Source organism: Acinetobacter sp. Lyrl_1, assembly GCF_051948795.1.
Taxonomy (GTDB): Bacteria; Pseudomonadota; Gammaproteobacteria; order Pseudomonadales; family Moraxellaceae; genus Acinetobacter; species Acinetobacter towneri.
Map to the genome: position 1 here is coordinate 81,024 of NZ_JAYJLK010000002.1, position 18,379 is coordinate 99,402.

Annotated in this window: 21 protein-coding genes; 12 read left to right on the plus strand and 9 right to left on the minus strand. The window is 41.8% G+C overall.

Translation table 11 applies throughout. The features are described 5' to 3' along the window. Positions 1-20: 20 nt before the first annotated feature. The 3 genes from tusA (at position 21) to VF675_RS01350 (ending at position 3,141) form a co-directional block, all read left to right on the plus strand. A complete protein-coding gene (tusA, locus tag VF675_RS01340) occupies positions 21-278 on the plus strand; it encodes a sulfurtransferase TusA (protein WP_178318649.1) in 258 nt (85 codons plus the stop codon). Between the two features lie 725 nt (positions 279-1,003). Then, positions 1,004-1,660, plus strand: a complete 657-nt coding sequence (locus VF675_RS01345) for a hypothetical protein (protein WP_131261088.1) — start codon at positions 1,004-1,006, stop codon at positions 1,658-1,660. A gap of 20 nt (positions 1,661-1,680) precedes the next feature. Beyond that, a complete protein-coding gene (locus VF675_RS01350) occupies positions 1,681-3,141 on the plus strand; it encodes an autotransporter outer membrane beta-barrel domain-containing protein (protein WP_131261087.1) in 1,461 nt (486 codons plus the stop codon). A gap of 137 nt (positions 3,142-3,278) precedes the next feature. Here VF675_RS01350 and VF675_RS01355 read toward each other — a convergent pair whose 3' ends face one another. Then, positions 3,279-4,412, minus strand: coding sequence for an AOC03_06830 family ribosome hibernation factor (locus VF675_RS01355; RefSeq protein WP_180072353.1), 1,134 nt, complete (start codon positions 4,410-4,412; stop codon positions 3,279-3,281). 409 nt (positions 4,413-4,821) lie between these two features. Further along, positions 4,822-6,534, minus strand: coding sequence for an electron transfer flavoprotein-ubiquinone oxidoreductase (locus tag VF675_RS01360; protein ID WP_180168308.1), 1,713 nt, complete (start codon positions 6,532-6,534; stop codon positions 4,822-4,824). Between the two features lie 195 nt (positions 6,535-6,729). Between VF675_RS01360 and VF675_RS01365 the strand changes: the two genes are divergently transcribed. The 5 genes from VF675_RS01365 (at position 6,730) to VF675_RS01385 (ending at position 11,120) form a co-directional block, all read left to right on the plus strand. Continuing rightward, positions 6,730-7,341 (plus strand): DUF1285 domain-containing protein, encoded by a 612-nt coding sequence (locus VF675_RS01365; RefSeq protein WP_004975967.1) that lies wholly within the window; start codon positions 6,730-6,732, stop codon positions 7,339-7,341. Positions 7,342-7,387: 46 nt separating this feature from the next. Beyond that, positions 7,388-8,263 (plus strand): glutamate racemase, encoded by an 876-nt coding sequence (gene murI, locus VF675_RS01370; RefSeq protein WP_004975969.1) that lies wholly within the window; start codon positions 7,388-7,390, stop codon positions 8,261-8,263. Positions 8,264-8,349: 86 nt separating this feature from the next. Further along, the gene (locus VF675_RS01375) at positions 8,350-9,378 is read left to right on the plus strand and encodes a DUF4062 domain-containing protein (protein ID WP_096901324.1); all 1,029 of its coding nucleotides are present in this window, start codon (positions 8,350-8,352) and stop codon (positions 9,376-9,378) included. A gap of 65 nt (positions 9,379-9,443) precedes the next feature. After that, positions 9,444-10,457: a ferrochelatase gene (gene hemH, locus VF675_RS01380; RefSeq protein ID WP_104852985.1), complete on the plus strand. Its 1,014-nt coding sequence runs from the start codon at positions 9,444-9,446 to the stop codon at positions 10,455-10,457. Between the two features lie 18 nt (positions 10,458-10,475). Then, positions 10,476-11,120, plus strand: a complete 645-nt coding sequence (locus tag VF675_RS01385) for an MBL fold metallo-hydrolase (RefSeq protein WP_178866025.1) — start codon at positions 10,476-10,478, stop codon at positions 11,118-11,120. Positions 11,121-11,170: 50 nt separating this feature from the next. Here VF675_RS01385 and VF675_RS01390 read toward each other — a convergent pair whose 3' ends face one another. Both VF675_RS01390 and VF675_RS01395 read right to left on the minus strand, forming a co-directional pair. Continuing rightward, positions 11,171-11,350 carry a hypothetical protein gene (locus tag VF675_RS01390; RefSeq protein ID WP_440204639.1) on the minus strand — a complete coding sequence of 60 codons (180 nt, stop codon included), beginning with the start codon at positions 11,348-11,350 and terminating at the stop codon, positions 11,171-11,173. A 204-nt stretch (positions 11,351-11,554) separates the two neighbouring features. After that, positions 11,555-11,728, minus strand: a complete 174-nt coding sequence (locus tag VF675_RS01395) for a DNA gyrase inhibitor YacG (protein ID WP_004975985.1) — start codon at positions 11,726-11,728, stop codon at positions 11,555-11,557. 86 nt (positions 11,729-11,814) lie between these two features. Between VF675_RS01395 and VF675_RS01400 the strand changes: the two genes are divergently transcribed. Beyond that, complete coding sequence (locus tag VF675_RS01400; RefSeq protein ID WP_286381073.1) at positions 11,815-12,507, plus strand: SAM-dependent methyltransferase; 693 nt, start codon at positions 11,815-11,817, stop codon at positions 12,505-12,507. Positions 12,508-12,513: 6 nt separating this feature from the next. Further along, positions 12,514-13,716: a TIGR03862 family flavoprotein gene (locus tag VF675_RS01405; protein ID WP_440204640.1), complete on the plus strand. Its 1,203-nt coding sequence runs from the start codon at positions 12,514-12,516 to the stop codon at positions 13,714-13,716. 7 nt (positions 13,717-13,723) lie between these two features. On the opposite strand, the gene VF675_RS01410 is transcribed toward VF675_RS01405, so the two are convergent. Continuing rightward, positions 13,724-14,278, minus strand: a complete 555-nt coding sequence (locus VF675_RS01410; RefSeq protein ID WP_440204641.1) for a hypothetical protein — start codon at positions 14,276-14,278, stop codon at positions 13,724-13,726. Between the two features lie 14 nt (positions 14,279-14,292). Beyond that, the gene (locus VF675_RS01415) at positions 14,293-15,069 is read right to left on the minus strand and encodes a class I SAM-dependent methyltransferase (protein WP_167845740.1); all 777 of its coding nucleotides are present in this window, start codon (positions 15,067-15,069) and stop codon (positions 14,293-14,295) included. 120 nt (positions 15,070-15,189) lie between these two features. Between VF675_RS01415 and VF675_RS01420 the strand changes: the two genes are divergently transcribed. Next, positions 15,190-16,458 carry a hypothetical protein gene (locus VF675_RS01420; RefSeq protein WP_131261080.1) on the plus strand — a complete coding sequence of 423 codons (1,269 nt, stop codon included), beginning with the start codon at positions 15,190-15,192 and terminating at the stop codon, positions 16,456-16,458. A 118-nt stretch (positions 16,459-16,576) separates the two neighbouring features. Then, the gene (locus tag VF675_RS01425; RefSeq protein ID WP_104852993.1) at positions 16,577-16,777 is read left to right on the plus strand and encodes a hypothetical protein; all 201 of its coding nucleotides are present in this window, start codon (positions 16,577-16,579) and stop codon (positions 16,775-16,777) included. Positions 16,778-16,843: 66 nt separating this feature from the next. Here VF675_RS01425 and VF675_RS01430 read toward each other — a convergent pair whose 3' ends face one another. The 3 genes from VF675_RS01430 to VF675_RS01440 form a co-directional block, all read right to left on the minus strand. Next, positions 16,844-17,359 (minus strand): hypothetical protein, encoded by a 516-nt coding sequence (locus tag VF675_RS01430; RefSeq protein WP_180062002.1) that lies wholly within the window; start codon positions 17,357-17,359, stop codon positions 16,844-16,846. Positions 17,360-17,701: 342 nt separating this feature from the next. Further along, entirely contained in the window at positions 17,702-18,091 is a 390-nt protein-coding gene (locus VF675_RS01435) for a hypothetical protein (protein WP_179988480.1), read from the minus strand. A gap of 66 nt (positions 18,092-18,157) precedes the next feature. Continuing rightward, positions 18,158-18,373: a hypothetical protein gene (locus VF675_RS01440; protein ID WP_440204642.1), complete on the minus strand. Its 216-nt coding sequence runs from the start codon at positions 18,371-18,373 to the stop codon at positions 18,158-18,160. Positions 18,374-18,379 lie beyond the last annotated feature (6 nt).

An 18,379-nucleotide genomic window follows, 5' to 3' on the forward strand; every position in this document is an offset into this window, starting at 1 on the left:
TTTTAATACCGAGTCTGTGCATGTCTGAACTTTCTGTCACACCTAGCATTCAACTGAATACCCGTGGTTTGCGTTGCCCTGAACCTGTGATGATGTTGCATCAAGCCATTCGCAAATCTAAGTCTGGCGATGTGGTTGAAGTGTTTGCAACTGACAATTCGACGTCTTGGGATATTCCAAAATTTTGCATGCATTTGGGGCATGAGTTGTTATTGCAAGAAGAACGCTTAGATGAGCAAGGCAATAAAGAATTTCATTATTTGGTGAAAAAAGGCTAATAGGCAAAAATTAGCCTCAGCACTTTTAGAACACTATAATTTAAACACGATAAAATAGTCATGTGATCCATATAGGCATATTTCATTTGCAATTCATGCAAGTTGAAATATGCCTTTTGTGTTTTTAGCCATGACGTTCAACTTTATTTTTAATTTTTCATCAATTTTGCATCAATCCCACCTGCTTCACAGTTTGAGTTAAAAAATGGCGAAACGATCCACGAGTTGCGTTATCTGCTACACATTTTTTAAGGGACTTTTCAACTTTTCTGCATTTATAGGGCAAGTTGTGTGCTTGTGCAAAATCTAACAAAGCTCTGTGTGTTGTATAAGAAATAATTTTTAGAGTGTGAGTTTATTCTATTGTTTAGTTATTGATTTTTAACAAATTATTTTAAATATTTTTTAATATATGGAAAAATTAGCCTATAATGCGATCAGTTTATTGAGTTCGATTGCAGAACATTTGGGGATAAAATTAAGCAGATTTGGGGTTTTGCTTGGTTTGAATGTTATATGGCAGTGTTTATGTTTTATAAGGCTGAAAAAGCTGATTAAGCTGTCGCATTAAAGTAGTCAAGTTAAGAAAAATAATTTTGGGGGGCTTAACTGATTGTCTTTATCTTAAAAAAATATGCCATTTAGACTGAGCAAAATCTGCTTAATTTTTTACGTGATCAATCATCAATAAATCTTGCGTTATCATCATTTTGATTGAGTACGGTATGATTTTAGATAAAAAGCAAAACTTTTCTTTAAAGCCACTGAGTGTGGCGTGTTTATTGACCATGAGTATCTCAGGCTGTTCATCGGGTTCAGGCTCTCAGTCAAGCACGGTTCAAGTCACTGATGTGTTGGGGGCAGAAAATGTCAGCCAAGAAGATCAACCGACTACAAATGAAGGCATTGGCAGCGGAGTAGAGCAACCTGTCGCACCATCTGCACCCATTACCGATCAACCTCCTGTGAATTTAGAGCTAGATCATGGCGATGTATCATCCAATGGTGGTGGTTTGAGTGGTGGCAGTACAGATCATGGCAATACATCACCAACTGAAGATTCACTTTTAGACAGCAATGATGCTGTACCTAGCGATGATGCTACCGTTTTAGAAAATAATGATGTCAATCAGCCTGATACGATACCTACACTTGAATCACCTCCGTCAGAAGCAGAGCAACCTGTCGATGTGGTAGCTCCACCTGCAGTAGAGCCTGCTTTAACCGACACCGTTTTGGTCGATAGTGCAATTCAAGATATTGAAGTACCACAAGATACATCTGAAGTTGAGATGGGTAGTACGATTCAAGAACTTGAACCCTCACAAAACACTTTAGAAGTCGAAACAGGCAGTGCATTTCTTGAAAGGAAGGCAATTTAACCATCACAGGCAACTATTCGATGCAGATTGCTGCAGATCAGCAGCAACATGCGGGTTTTAAAGCACGTTTTGGCAATTTGCTGACGGTAACGGGAACTGCCAATTTGGCAGGGACGTTGAACCTGTTTGATGAAGTGCCACTTGATCAGCCACTTATTACTGCACAAGGTTCACAAACTACCGTATTACGTGCGCAACAAGGCGTACAGCGTGAGTTCGATGCTTATCGCTCAAGCAATCCATTATTTGAGTTGACACAAGTTAGTTATCGTCCTGAACTGAATGCAACGGGCGAGCCTGTACGTGCGGCAGATACAATCAATACCGATGTGGTGATTACGGCAAAGCGTAAATCGACTGAAACGGTGGCGGCTCTTGCTGCTGAACTTGAAGGACGTACTCAGGTTGCCCGTAATTTAGATGTAGTTTTAGCAAGTCTTGATCAGAAACAACAGTTAGAAACGCTGGAAGATGCTGAAAAAGTTTTTGCCAATCGCTTATTTAACAATTTTGCTCAAACTATACGTTATAGCAATGCTGCTGAAAGTACAGTTTCTACGCAGGCATTGAATCAACTGTTTCATCAACTTGATCCAAGTTTTTATGCCAATACCGTTTTAAATGTCGCAGAAGAAAGCAGCAAGCAAGAACGTCAGTTTGCACAGCGTTTGGCAACCGCACAACCCAAACAGCTTTGGTTTTCGGGTGATTACCAAAGTTATGATATGGATTATGTCGGCTTAAATAGTGAGCGCCGTAGTCATCATCAAGGTGTTGGTGTGGCAACAAAACTGGCAGGGATGACCTTGGCAGCGCAGGCCGATTTCAGTCAACTGAACTTAGATGATGCCGTACAAACAGGCTCAAAAAATAGCAGTCAGAGCAAAGCCTATGCACTAACTATGGGGACAGCACAGCAGCTTAATCGTGATTTAAGTGTCGCGGCATGGTTAAAAGGCATGCAGGTGGATGTTGACGCGCAGCGTGGTCATGCTCAAGCACAAAAAATACAGTTTGATGGACAAATGTATGCCGCAGGTTTGCGTCTAGATTATAGCTATCCACTCAGTCAAAAAATGCAGATTCAACCGTATTTAGACGCTTCGTTCCAACATTATGTTCATGCCGAACAAACTCAGCAGGATGGTGTCAACAGCTTAGATGATTTGGTGATGCAGCGCTGGAATTTTGGTGCAGGTTTGCAAGCCAATTACCAGTTGAATCCAGCATGGCAATTGCAAGGCAGCTTGTATTACAGCCAACCGATTCAGGAAAAAGCATATTTAGATACCCATTATGTAGGCACAGCGGAGAAACTGAAGTTTGATGCATGGCATGCCGATCAAGGTCAATATCATGCTGCCTTAGGTTCACAACTTCACTTTGGACAACATAGTTTTCTCAATTTGAATTATGAATATAGCGGGCGATCACATAGCGACAGTCATCGGGTACAGTTGGCGGTAACGACTCGATTCTAATTGATCGTTTTATTCATGAGAAAGTCATGCGAAAGCGTAGATTTGCGTATGAATGAGAAGTTTGAATCTTGATTGAAACAGCCATGTAGATAAATCTGCATGGCTGTTTTTTAGATCACAGTCAAATGGACTGAGTTTTAGACCGCATAGCGACTCATTAAAGTCAGTGGTGCTTTGGACTGTAAATAATCGGCAGGAATAAATACGATATTGGCAGCGTGTTGCTGTGCTGCATCAATAATATGGTTGATCACATCGTCTGTGGCTTGTGCGCTGTCAGGTGCGTGCGCTTGATCTAGATAAATTCGTTGCTGGTCGGTATCGACCCAACCCGCCTGCATGTAGCCTTGTTGAACATATAAAGTATCGACATTATTTTGCAACACTGCCTGATAAATTTGCTGCAGATCGGTCACAACACGGTCACTGGCATAGAGTTCATCCAGTTGCTGCGCATGTTGCTGATGCAATTGTTGTTGATGGCTTTTTAGCTCGGTCTGAATACTGTCAATAATGTGTTGTGCGCTGCCTTGTTCTAGCTGAGTGACGTTATCTACACTGAAAATAATGGCATTGGGTTGGTCGCAAATAGATTCATAAAAACTGATATTGCGTCGATCACCCACAATGACCAAGCCCAATGGCTCACTGGCACGTACAGTTTGCACATTTTTATCGACACGGTTTAAAAACTCTTTGAGTAAACGGTCTTCATTGGCGGCTGTGGCACGTTCTGCACCGCTGGTGCTATATAAGTTATCATTTTGAACAGGAAATGCACCATGTGGCAGTCGTTCATTCAAGTCGCTGTCATCTACAGAAAACTCATGGATTACACGATCATTGGAGGCCTTAATCAGACGTCCAATTTCACGACTGATCACTACCACATAGTATTGCACTGCATAAGATAGCTCACGAATAAAATCACGCACTGAAAATTGTTGATCAATCACAATACGTTCTTGGGTAGGGAATGGCAGACGCAGTACTTGTGCACTGTCGGCTGTGGCAAAAATAGCCAGACTGTCTAAATGGTAGTTGGGATTCAAATCTTTGGTTTGATGATGAATCTGTTCTAAAATTTGTGCCACTAGACGTTTGTCATAGTCTGCCAACAGGCGTTCTTCGAGTTGTTTAAGTTGGTTTTTAAGAGCAATCACATCTTGCTGATTGTCTGGAAAGGTACGATGTGTGGGTAGAAATAAGCTGACTGCAGGTTGTGCCTGCACATTTTTAAGTTGGTTGAGGGTGTCTGTTAAATTAAGCATGTTGGAATTCCTCTTCTAATGAAAATAAGAAGAACAACCAAATGCTTGAGCAAGATAAAACTCAAAGTACTGCTTTATACTCCACTCAAGTCAGTTTTAGTCAGCATCTACAACATTTTGCTACCGTGCTAAGTGCTGCATAAAATGCCGAATAGCATTGTATAAAAGCTGACAAAACAACATTTTCGGTTGTTCAAGTCTGAAAAAAACGAAATAAAAAACTAAAAATAGAAAAGATAAAAAATAAGCAAAAACAGCATAACAAGGAAAGTTATTCAATCGCCTGCTTTTGAATAGAGAAATACCTGAAAAATGTAAGGGATTATGAGACCTTGGTAATTTTGTAAACTGTGTATAAAAAAAGCAGTGCCGAGGCACTGCTTTTGGGTTTCTCAATTGCGATTCGCAATTACATATTCGGGTAATTCGGACCACCGCCACCTTCAGGTGTTACCCAAGTGATGTTCTGTGATGGGTCTTTAATGTCACAAGTCTTACAGTGAACACAGTTGGCTGCGTTAATCTGGAAGCGTTTTGAACCATCATCATTTTCCATGATTTCATAAACACCCGCAGGGCAGTAGCGCTGTGCAGGCTCATCCCATTTAGGTAAGTTTACGTTCACTGGAATAGAGGTATCTGTCAACTTTAAGTGTGCTGGCTGATTTTCTTCATGTACGGTATTCGATACGAACACTGAAGATAAACGGTCAAAAGTCAGCTTGCCATCTGGTTTTGGATAGTTCGGTTTAAAGCTGGTTGCATCTACAGTTTTGAGTGCGCTGAAATCAGGCACTAAATCATGCAAAGTAAATGGTACTTTAAACACGTTCTGGTCGATAAAGTTAAACGCACCACCCATCCATTGACCAAACTTATGCATTGCAGGGCCAAAGTTACGTGCGCTATAAAGTTCTTCTTTCAGCCAGCTGTTGTTGAATTTTTCAGTGTAAGCCGTTAGCTCTTTCACAAAGAAATCTTCGCCTTCAGTTACGCGAGCAATCGCCAAGTCACCGCCTTTTGCGACACCTGCAGCAATCGCTTCAAATACTGCTTCACCGCAAAGCATGCCAGACTTCATGGCGGTATGAGAGCCTTTGATTTTGGCAAAGTTTAAGAAGCCTGCATCATCACCAATTAAAGAACCACCTGGGAAGGTGAATTTTGGCAATGAGTTAAAGCCACCTTTGGTCACAGCACGTGCACCATAAGAAATACGCTTGCCGTCTTCTAGATACTGTTTAATTAGAGGGTGAGTTTTCCAGCGCTGCATTTCCATAAATGGATACATGTGTGGGTTGGTATACGACAAGTCCACAATCATACCCAAAGTCACTTGGTTGTTTTCTGCGTGGTATAACCACCAACCGCCTGAAGAACCTGTTTCACTTAATGGCCAGCCTGCACCGTGCATGACTAAACCTGGTTTGTGTTTTGCAGGGTCAATTTCCCAAAGTTCTTTAATACCAATCCCGTAGTGTTGCGGATCGGCATCTTTATCCAAATTGAATTGCTGGATTAAACGCTTACCTAAATGACCACGACAGCCTTCTGCGAAAATGGTGTATTTGGCATGTAGTTCATAACCCGGTGTGAAGTTATGCGTTGGCTCGCCATCTTTACCAATGCCCATGTCACCAGTTTGGATGCCTTTAACCGTACCATCGGCATGGTAAAGAATTTCAGATGCCGCAAAGCCAGGGAAAATAGAAACTTCTAATTCTTCGGCTTTTTGACCTAACCAACGCACCACGTTGCCTAACGAGATCACGTAGTTACCATCGTTATGCATGGTTTTAGGCACCATCCAATGCGGTGCTTGCTGAGCTTTTTCAGGTGACATCAAGAAGAAAGTTTTATCTTCAGTCACAGGCACATTTAAAGGCGCACCTTCTTCTTTCCAGTTAGGAAATAACTCGTTGATGGCGCGAGGCTCAAGAATTGCACCCGAAAGGATATGCGCACCAACTTCAGAGCCTTTTTCGACCACACAAACGGACAGATCATTTAAATTGTTTTCAATTGCAAGTTGACGAATTTTGATCGCAGCAGAAAGACCCGCAGGGCCTGCGCCTACGATGACTACGTCAAACTCCATCGATTCACGTTCGATGTGTTCCATGTAGGACTCCTCATATAATTGAAGGTGGCAACCGCATCAAGCAACGGTGCTGCCATGAGTATTTTTAGTTGCCAGACACAAATTTAATCGTGTCTTTTACAGTATGGGTAAGTATTGTGAGCTAGTATAGTTTTAAACCGAGTCTTAGCCAATTGGCTGAATCGTATTATTTTTCCGTCAGTAAGGTACTGCAGCATGAAGCATGACGATAATTCAATCAAACCGACAGAAAATGTAGCTACGGCTGATAATAAAAATTTAATGCACATTGCACAATATATAAAAACTGGACAGTCAGGTCACAAAAGATCAATCCCTCCTTTGGAGCAATGGCATCCAAAGCATTGTGGAGCAATGGATTTGCTGGTCAAAGCCAATGGAGAATGGTGGCACGAAGGTCAATTGATCAAACGTCAGGCATTGGTTGATCTGTTTTCTAGTGTGTTATGGAAAGAGCAGGGCAAGTTTTATTTAAAAACCCCAGTGGAACAAATTGAAATCCAGGTAGAAGATGAGCCTTTGTTCATCAATCAGGTTGATGTGGTCGAAATCGGACAGCAAAATTATATTCAACTTATCACTACACATCAGGATATTGTGATTGTTGATGCCGAGCATCCTATTTTTATGCGTGAATATGCAGGTGAGCTGCGTCCTTATGTGCATGTGCGTTTTGGTATTAATGCCCTGATTCAGCGTGCGGCTTTTTTACATTTGGTGGAATTGGGCGAGCTGAGTGAAAATGCGCAGGGCGAAACGATTTTATCGTTGAAAAGTGGTGATTTGCACTTGCATTTAAGCAGCTGAGGTTTAAGCTTTATTCATCCCATTTTGTATTGCTGAATCTCTTGCTATGACAGCCATTCATCCTGTTTCTCCCTTAAATCAAGCCATGCCAAAAGCACAAGCCAGTGCGCCAATTGGTATTTTTGATTCGGGCATAGGAGGCTTGTCAGTTGCCATTGAAATTGCAGAATATTTGCCCAATGAGCGCATCCTTTATTATGCCGATACTGCACATGTGCCGTATGGCCCACGTGATGATCAAAATATTCGAGAACTCACTGCAGCTGCAATCGAATGGTTATATCGACAAGGTTGTAAAGTTGCGGTCGTGGCGTGTAATACTGCTTCTGCTTTTAGTCTAGATTATCTGCGCGATCATTACGGCGAAGATTTTCCCATTATTGGTTTAGTGCCTGCTTTAAAGCCTGCCGTATTAAATAGCCAAAGCAAAACTGTGGCTGTACTTGCGACGCCTGCGACTTTTCGCGGACAACTTATTAAAGATGTGATGCAGCGTTTTGCGATTCCTGCTCAAGTGCAAGTCTTGAATGTCACCAATCTAGATTTAGTGCCTTTTGTTGAGCAAGGGGCGCAAATGAGTGAGGCATGTTTAAGTTCCTTACAGCAGAGTTTGCAACCTGTGGTCGATCAGGGCGCGGACTATTTGGTGCTCGGTTGTACCCATTATCCTTTCCTAAAACCTGCGATTGAGTCCATTTTTGGTCAGAAACTGACATTAATTGACTCAGGAATTGCCGTTGCGCGTCAAACTTCCCGCATTTTAATTAAAAATGAGTTATTATTTGAACAAAGTTTGGCAGATACTTTACAAATTGCGTGTTATGTCAGCGGGAACAATGCAGAACAATTAAAGCCCGTGTTGCAGCATCTTATTCCAGGCAATATTTCTTGGAGTATCGCAAATGTGAGTACTGTGGACTGACTTTAAGATAATTTTTTTATGATTGGGGAAAGGCATTACAAGTAGACGGTGACCGACTTGTAATGGCAATAGGAGAGGGGAAACCAATGCTCGATAAGCGCTATCAGGTCTTTATCTCGACGTCTGGGGCAGATATGCAGCCAGAACGGGTGATCTTGGCTCAAACATTGGTGGGAATGGGTTTTTTTTCGTGGGGATTAGAGCAACGCACCCCACTCAGTACCGCTTTTGCACGTCGTCAAATTGATGATTGCGATTATGTGGTGATATTACTGGGCAGCCAATATGGTGAGCAATCGGTATCGGGCGTGGGTTACATGCATTTAGAGTATATTTATGCAGTCACCAAGCAAAAGCCGATCATTGTATTTATGCACGAAGACCCAGATTCACGTGATTCATCTTTACATGATGAAAAACCTGAATTGCGTGAAAAATTCAAAGAGTTCCGTAAATTATTACAACAAGAAGTCGATCAGGTGTTTAGCTACCGCACTCTGCGTGATTTAGAGCTTGCTGTCCGCTTTAATATGTCGCAAATGCTAGAACGTTATCCGACTTCTGGTTGGGTGCGCCCGCAAAATACACAAGCTTTGCATGATGAAATTGAACGTTTAAAAAGTAAGTTACGTCAGCTGGAAACCGATGTGGGACAGCGCGAAGCAGACCCGTTTCTAAGCGTATCTAAAGTGTCGATGAATGAATCATATCGTTTTGAATATCGCATGCATGCCTATCAGGATGGTAACTTTAGAGAGCTGAAAGTTGAGCGAAGTTTAAGTTGGGCGCAGTTGTTGGCAATTTTAGGCAATACTTTTATTCATCCAACCCCTGAAGAATATTTTTCGAAACGCATGAATGAATATTTGAATGAAACTGGTTTGGAGGATGCACGTCGGATCATGCCACGTGCGCATGCAGTTGCACGTGCCCAAATCAATATTCGGGCCTTGCATCAGATTAAAATGCAAATGCGTCAAAATGACTGGATTGTGCAGGCGGGGCGTGATGATCGTCAGCGGATGTTGTGGCAAACCACGGCAAAAGCGCAAAAACTTTTAGAGAGCAATTTGCTAGATACCGATCGGGTTTATTCATTTAAAACACCGTATTAATCTCTCAATACAGAGTGAAAAAACTGTTAAAGTAGTCGGGCTCAATCATCAGACACGAGGGCTGGATGTTGTCTACAGCAAAACCCAAAGTAACCGTTCTTTTAGCCAATTTAGGTACGCCTGATGAACCGACTGCAGCAGCGGTTCGCCGTTTTTTAAAGCAGTTTTTATCCGATCAACGGGTGATTGAAATTCCAAAACCGATTTGGCAAATCATTTTGAACTTATTCATTTTGCCATTTCGTCCTAAGCGTGTTGCACATGCTTATGCCATGGTCTGGCAGCAAGATTCACCGATGCGGGAAATTTTGTTGCAACAGGTTGATGCTTTAAAACAGCAGTTATTGCCGCTATATCCTGAGTTTGAATTGAATATTCTACCGGTAATGACCTATGGCAATCCGGGTATTCAACAGGCTTTGGCAGCTTTGAGTCAAAATCCTCAAGATCACGTGATTTTGTTCCCTTTATTTCCACAATATTCGGCAACTTCGACTGCACCTTTATATGATGCCGTTGCCAAATGGGTGCCACAGCAGCGTAATTTGCCGGGCTTATCCATCATTCGTGATTATTATCAGCATCCTTTATACATTCAGGCGTTGGCGCAAAGTGTGCGTGAATTTCAAGCCGAGCATGGTGTGGCAGAAAAATTATTGATGTCGTTTCATGGCATTCCACAGCCGTATGCCGATAAGGGTGATCCGTATGCAGAGCGTTGTCGGATCACGGCCAAATTGCTTGCCGATGCTTTAAATTTAAATGATGATCAGTGGGCAATTAGCTTCCAGTCACGTTTTGGTAAACAAGAATGGGTCAAACCCTATACCGATGTCTTACTTGAAGAATGGGGACAGCAGGGCGTGAAGTCGGTGCAAATTATGAGTCCTGCTTTTTCTGCAGATTGTTTGGAAACGCTAGAAGAATTGGCAATTCAAAACGCAGAATTGTTTTTACAAGCAGGTGGCAAAGAATATGCCTATATTCCTGCACTGAATACCCGTGCCGATCATTTGGATTTGCTCAAACATTTACTTCAAGCTAATCTTGATGCTGTAAAGCTTAACCTAAGCCATTAATTTTTGAGGTTCGCCACCATGTTGCAAGTCAAAATTGTTCCCGTCACCGCTTTTCAGCAAAACTGCTCGATTGTGTGGGATGCAGAAAGCAAAGAAGCAATTTTGATTGATGCAGGCGGTGAGCCTGAAAAGCTGAAAGCCGAAGTTGAAGCGTTGGGTTTAACGGTGAAAGCTTTGTGGCTCACTCATGGACATTTAGACCATGCGGGGGCTGTTGGTGCGTTGCAACATTACTGGAATGTTCCTGTGATTGGTCCACAGAAAGAAGATGCTTTTTGGTTAGATCAACTGCAAGAAGTGTCTGCACGTTATGGTTTTCCTATCCCTGAACAAGTCACGGTTACACAGTGGTTAGAGGGTGGTGAAGTGCTGCAATTGGGTCAAGAAAGCTTTGAAGTGCGTTATGCACCAGGGCATACCCCAGGCCATGTGATGTTTTATAATGCAAAATATGGCGTCTTGTGGACAGGCGATGTGCTATTTAAAGGCTCGATTGGACGCACCGATTTTCCACGTGGGAATCATCAACAATTATTAGATTCAATTCAGCGCGAGTGTTTTAGTTTGCCTGATGACACCCAGTTTATTTCGGGGCATGGGCCAATCAGCACCATTGGTTTTGAAAAACAGCATAACCCGTTTGTAGCAGGGCAAGCAGGTTAAAAGCAGTGTGTATTTATGCTTTAAGAAAAAGTCAGCAGTCGCTGACTTTTTTATTTGCGAAAGGGATTATTCAGCATTTGTTTGCTTTCAATTGCAAACAGCATTGTGAAAATTGTCAGTAAGATGCCTATGCACAGCATGAGTAAATCATGCGCGTACAGTCCAAAGCCTAAACTGCTGGTAGAGAGTAAAATACACAGCATTACAATTCCTTTTAACATGATTTTCATGGTGAAATGTTCCTAGGTTATTTTTTGCTTTCTTTATTGTTATGTGCAGTGACGGAGTCACGAATAGTGCAAAGTATAACCTGTGCTAATTCTGCTGAAAGCAATTATAGAACAACTAAATTTTGAATAATTTTTCTAAAAATGTGAAAAATTCCATGAAACTGTGTGTAGTTTTAGGCAATATTTGGCGTGGAAATTTATTGCTTATTCCTCAGAGTTTTCTGCTTGCGGAGCATCTTGGGTGGGTAAACGATACTCGTCATTTGCCCATGCGCCTAAATCAATGAGCTTGCAACGCTCAGAACAAAAAGGACGAAATGGATTGTTTTCCCATTGCGAAGGTTCACCACAACGAGGGCAAGGAAAAGTGCGTGGCATGATCAACTCCAAATGAAAAATGCAGGATTGGATTAGGCAAATAGCACCTGACTTGATAGACTTGTGCCGAATTTTGTAAGTTTGATCTGATTATGCCAATTCGTCAATTTCAAGCACAGCGTATGCATGCCCCTCGTGATTTTCAAGCCATTGCCAATGAATCGGTTTGTGTGGAAATTGGGGCCGGAAAAGGTAAACACGCCCTATTGTTTAGCGGGCAGCATCCTGAGCACAAGTTGATTGCAATTGAGCGCACCCGTGAAAAATTTTTGGCGATGCAAAAACAGCATCAGCTTGAAGGTCAGCAGAACTTACAGATTGTTCATGCCGATGCGATTCCATGGATTGTGCATGCTTTATTTCCTGCTCAAGTCGAGCAATTCTTTATTTTATATCCGAATCCAGAACCGCATAATGCCACCCAGCGTTGGTTGAATATGCCGTTTTTTGAGTTTTTATTGTCACGCTTAAAAGCAGGTGGCAGCATTACTTTGGTGAGTAATATTCCTGAATATATTGCAGAAGCACAGCAACAGCTGATTGAAGTGTGGAAGTTGCCATTTATTCAGCAGGATGTTCCAGTAGATTCAGCACGCACTCACTTTGAAATCAAATATTTAGCACGTGGCGAGCGTTGTCAGGAACTGTTGATCACCAAACCAGTAGCTTATACAACCCGTTTTGATGATTTTCAGCCTTTGCAAGGACAGCAGCCAACTTTAACACCTGCTGCAGTTGAGGCGAAAGCGCTTGCAGATTCAAGTGCAACAACTGAGTAAACAGGCATGAAACAGCGCATTGCAATTATAGGAGCAGGGCCAGCAGGGTTAATGGCTGCCGAAGTGCTGAGCCAGTATGCCTATGATGTGCATGTTTATGAGCAGAAACCTTCAGCGGCACGTAAGTTTTTGATGGCAGGTAAAACGGGTCTGAATATTTCACATGCAGAACCGATTGCACAATTTATTCAGCGTTATGATCAGGCGGAATGGTTGGCGCCGTGGATTCAACAATGGGATGCGGCTTGGATTCAAAACTGGATGCAGGGTTTAGGTATTCAGTCTTATGTAGGTTCATCGGGGCGAATTTTTCCACAAGAAATGAAAGCCGCACCTTTGCTACGCGAATGGTTAAAACGCTTGGTTGATGCAGGCGTGCAGTTTCATTATCGGCATCAGGTATGTGATTTAAAGAACAATCAACTCAGTATTCAAAATCTAAGTACAGGTCACATTGAACAACAGCAATTTGCCGCCATTGTGATGGCATGTGGGGCAGTGTCGTGGTCGAAATTGGGTAGTGATGGTGCATGGCAGCGTTGGTTATCTGCCAATGAAATTCAGCCTTTCCAAGCCAGCAATGCAGGAGTGGAATGTCACTGGTCTAACTATATGCAGCCTGTTTTTGGGCAACCTTTAAAACGTGTGCAAGCATGGGTGAAAGGTACTGAACCGAGCATGGGCGATATTGTGATTAGCCATTATGGTTTGGAAAGTGGCTTAATTTATAAGCAAGGGCGAGCATTGCGACAGTTGCAGCACGCTCGACAACCGCTGCAGTTACAACTCGATTTGCTACCCGATTTAACCGTTGAGCAACTCTGCCAAAAGTTGCAACTTTCCAAAAAACAGTCTGTAAGCAATATTTGGCGTAAGACAGGTTTGGATGCCGTGAAGTCTGCAGTCGTGCGTGAGTTGGTGGATAAAGCCCTTTGGCAGCAACCTATGCAATTGGCGCAGCAGATTAAAAATTTAACGGTGCCTTTAAAGGGTTTTCGTCCTATTGAAGAAGCAATTAGCTGTGCGGGCGGAGTCAAACGTGAGGTTTTATCTGCACAATTGCAGTTAAATTCCAATCCACACGTTTTTCTCTGTGGTGAAATGCTGGATTGGGATGCGCCAACGGGCGGCTATTTGCTGACAGCCTGTTTTGCTACAGGACGCGCTGCCGCTGAAGGAGTGCATCAGTATTTACAGCAGCGTCCGTAAAATCACGCTATTCATCAAGTTGAGGATACTGCCCACGCCAGTGTTCCAGTTGTTGCTGCGCCTGTAGCAAGTCTGCTAAGCCTTGCTGACGTTGTTCTTTACTGACAGGATAAGGTGCAGAAGTTGTATTTTGAGTTGCTAGATATTGCGCTTGCTGTTCCCAATAATGACTCATTAGGCCTTGAATATAACGCCCTTGCGGTGTCTTTAAATCCAGTTCTTTGAGCATACTCAAGGCAGATTGAATGTTGTCCTGCAGGCGATTTTGTGCAAATGCAGCATCGAGTTGTTGGCTTTCATGCAAGCGTTCTAACTCATCTTCCAAATCATTGCTCATTTGGTCATTGCGTTGTTCATAATCCATCAGCAATTGAATATCATGCGGGTCATCCGCAGTCATTTCAAAGGGCTGAATCGCGGCTTGCTCGACCTGAGTTTGCATGATTTGATCTTCAGGGCTGAGTTTGTCTGCATGTTCTACTTTGCTGCGCTCGCAAGCGCTGAGGGAGAACGCCAAAAAAATTGTTAAGGGAGCAATCGCGTGTTTAAAGGTTATTTGCATTTATTTGCTCCCTCTCATTCAACTTTTTGATAGACATACAAATGTGTGCAATAGGGAAATTCAATTTCATCTTGCACATGCTTATTCGTATATTCTAATACTAATTGTTCAAATTGTGTTTTGAGTTGTTGTTGCTGTTCAGTTGGCATTGCAGCAATGAAACTGGTCGAAAGCAAACGCTTAGACACGACTTGTTCAACTGTACCAACATGCGTGTGATGAAATTTCTGCTCGTGAGTAAGTTGGAATAAATCTGTATCGGCAAATACCTGACGCCAGTCCTGATTGTGAAAACGCGGTGTATCGCCCTCAAAAGGCAAAATCATCTTTGCCAGTGCATTGACCCAATTGACTGAAATATCACGTTGATTCCAAATTAACAGCAAATGACCTTGCGGTTTTAAGATTCGGTGAATTTCCTTTAAACTTTGCAGATTGGCAAACCAATGAAAAGATTGCGCACAGCTCACCAAATCTGCACATTGATCGTGCAGTGGTAATTGCTCACTTCGTGCTTGAATTGTCTTAACTTGTGGGTAAAGTTGTTCTAATTCGGCTAACATGCTGGCAATCGGATCTACCGCTATAAGCTGAGTTGTCAGTTTGAGCAAATGTGGCAGGAACTTTCCTGTGCCAGAACCCAAGTCTACAATATTGCTATTAAGTGGAACTTGGAGTTGATCTTGCAGGAAAACATCGACTTCTTGCGGGTAACTGGGACGAACTTGTTGATATAGGTTTGCCCCTAAAGCAAAACCTTGTTGTGCGGCAGGATGTAGAGATTGTGTCATATTTTGCGATTTTTAATCTGCTGTGCATCTATAAAATAACATATTCACTTTTGGACTTGCGTACAGGGTATTCAAGTTTAAAGTAACGGTTTAATTCAGCGCCTTGGCGCCGGTGTGGGAATGGACAAACACATAATTTTTGAAGACGGACATATCCGCGCTATTTTCATGAAAGGCTCATCTCAGGAGCTGATTTTTTCTTTTGGCGATTTAATTACACGGGCCAAAGGAACGTCTATTAATGCCGAAAAATCACTGGAAAAGTTTCATTTTAATGTGATTGGGGTCATGCCTAAGGAAAAATCATGGTTTCCTGAAGCTTCTATGCGTGCCATGTTGGCAGCCATTCAAGACCTGATTGCTCCGTTTAAAATTCGCGTGGGCTATGGCGGCTCAATGGGTGGCTATGCGGCAATTAAATATTCCAATTTGCTGGATTTAAACCGCATTGTGGCTTTGGTGCCGCAATATTCAATTGACCCTGAAGATATTCATGACCCACGCTATAACATGTTTTATCATGCAGACTTAAATGCCAATATGCGCATTCAAGCGCAAGATGTATCGGCACAGCGTGAATATATTGTGGTCTATGACCAATATTATGCTGAAGATCGTGGGCATTATTTAAAAATTCAGCCTTTAATTCCGCATTTACATACCTTACATTTGCCATTTACAGGGCATGATGCAATTGCGATTTTAGCCAACTCTGAATTACTGAATGACTTTTTAACCCATCCTTTTGATGCGCCGTTCTTTTACCAAAAAATTCGCAAGGTGAAAAAGAACAGCAAGTTTTACTATCGTAAAGTGATTGAAAATGTCTTGCCGAACCATCGCTGGTCTTTAGGTCGTATTTTAAAATACAATAACTTACAGCTAGACAGTAACTTTTTTGATGCCAAGTTGAAACAAAACCTGATTCGCTCCTTGCTTAGCAATAAACAGGTCGATCAGCACGATTTAAACAAACTTGGCTTACAAATTCAGTTACCGTATGAAAATCGTAATGTCTTGCTCGACCATTTTGGTCATGGTTTGGTGTTTAACATCATCAGCCAAAAAATTGAGAGCTATGCCGCACATGCAATTGCCTTAAACCATAAATTCCTGATTCCTATTTATGCAAAGGGCAGTGGTTTGGTGCAAATTTATCTGAATGATGAACGCTACTTAATCAGTATGAATGATCGTCATGTCATGAAACTATGCAAGGAACAAGATGCACTTGCTGCAGGCATGCACCCATTAATATTGAAAAAATATAGCGACTATTTTGTGTTGAGCTATAAAGATTTGAACCTGAGCAGTGATGAGTTTGGCGGCAACGACTTTGTGGAAGATTTGCCAGATACTGCCAAATTTACCCTAGAACTGGAACAGTAAGCTGCAAAGTTTGATCCATTATTTAGAAGGTTTAAATTTTAGACACTTGTATTGTTTTGCCATTGGGCTAAGATGATCTTAAAACATGGTTTTGTTGATCATTCCAAGGGTAGTATGTATGACCAAGTTGTTGATGCCTGCTGTGCTTGTTTTGCTGTCCAGTTTCATTTTATCTGCGACTTTATTTGTAGATGCGCCTGAGCCGAAGGCTTATCTATTTTTCGCTTTAGGTTTGTTGGTATTGTTGGGATTAGGCGCTTATGTATTCCGACAAGTTCAAAAATCGATACGCTATCACATGAATAAGCCTGCAGATTAAATGCAGGCTTATTTATTTGCGCTGAGTTATTTTTGTGCTTTTCAAGCAACCAATAAATCAAAAAAATTATAGTTTAATCACTTTAATTTCTTCTTCAGCCTCTGCACTTGGTGCAGCCTGAGTTTGTGCTTCCTGATTAGGTGCGGTAGTGGTGGCTGCAGGGGCGATATTCTGCGAAGGCGCGCTTAATGGTGCTTGATAGATAGGTACGGCATGATCACTTTGTCCCGTAATCACTTCTTTGGTTTCCTGAATTTTAGTATTTACATTGTTGGCCAGTTGCTGCCCGGTATGTTTGGCTTGAGCCGCACCCTGACTGCCTAATTGCTTGGCGTTGTCTAAAGCTTGATGTGCGGATGGGCGAATTTTTTCAATACCTTTTTCGGTTACTTCACCAACTTTTTGTGCAGCCTGAATCACACCTTCCTGAGTTTTATATGCCCAAACATGCAAGAGGTTTGGATTGTCTGCATAAGGCTGAATTGGTTTGTTGCTTTGAGGTTGCGTATCACTACTTTGTGCCCACACTGAAGCACTACTGAGCAATAGTCCAATACAAATGCTGATATTGATCTTTTTCATTGTGCTGCGCCTCTTAGGATGCCGAATACTGGTCGTTGAAAGGTTTTGAATAGAATGTACTGCATTGTATAAAGCCTAGATGATCTGCAGTGTTTATTTTTCGCAAGTATGATGTATTTTTAGGTGAAATTTACAATATTTAAAATTATGGCAGCATTTCAGGCTTAAAGAAGAAGACCCACATAAAATTGTGGGTCTTGTTACTCTGGAGAGTTTTTAAAGCAGGGCAACAATGGCTACACTGCTTTTATCATCTTAGTTTGAAATATCCAGTGATGCTGCATTTATATTGAAAGTCCAACAATCTTGCTACATCAAGATACATTCAAAGCTGTTTTTAGCTTAGTTGCATTGTGCAAGCGCATCTTTATGAAAATGGTTGCGTAGGGTAATAAAGTTTTTTTGCACGGTTGCATCATGTAAGTCAAAGTTAGTTGCTGTGCTGGTTCCATCTTGTGCAAATGTTGCAGAACCTGCTGAAATTAAGCTATTGCCTTTAAATGCCCACTGTTCAATAGAACGACCTGCTTGCAGCGTGCCTGTAAATTCGATCACGCATTTATCAATAAATTTTGTGAGTTTGGCGCTGTTATTGACAGTGTCTGGGTAAACTTCAATGTTTTTCACTTCTTGTAAAACACCTGCTGTGAGCTGTGGAATGACAGGTGCAGAAGTACACGCACTAAGAGAAAGGCAAGTTAAACCCGATAAAATGAGTGTTTTAAGTTTCATAAGCTTGTTTTCTTGTTGAGTGTTGTTAGGTTGAGTATAGGGAATCTGAAGTGAAATGCCTACAGATTAATGATTCCAATCTTGTGAACGAATACGTCCAGTTTGATAGTAGATAGAAACTAACTCTATAAAGTTTTTAAAATCCAAGTTTTCAGTCAAAATTCGATTTATTGATTGCCAATCCACTTCGGGTCTTCTGCGAGCAGGAAGTAAGATTTCACTTTCAGTTGGATTTTCTGGGTTGAGTAAAATTACACCTATACCATGTAAAGCTGAAAGCATACGCAG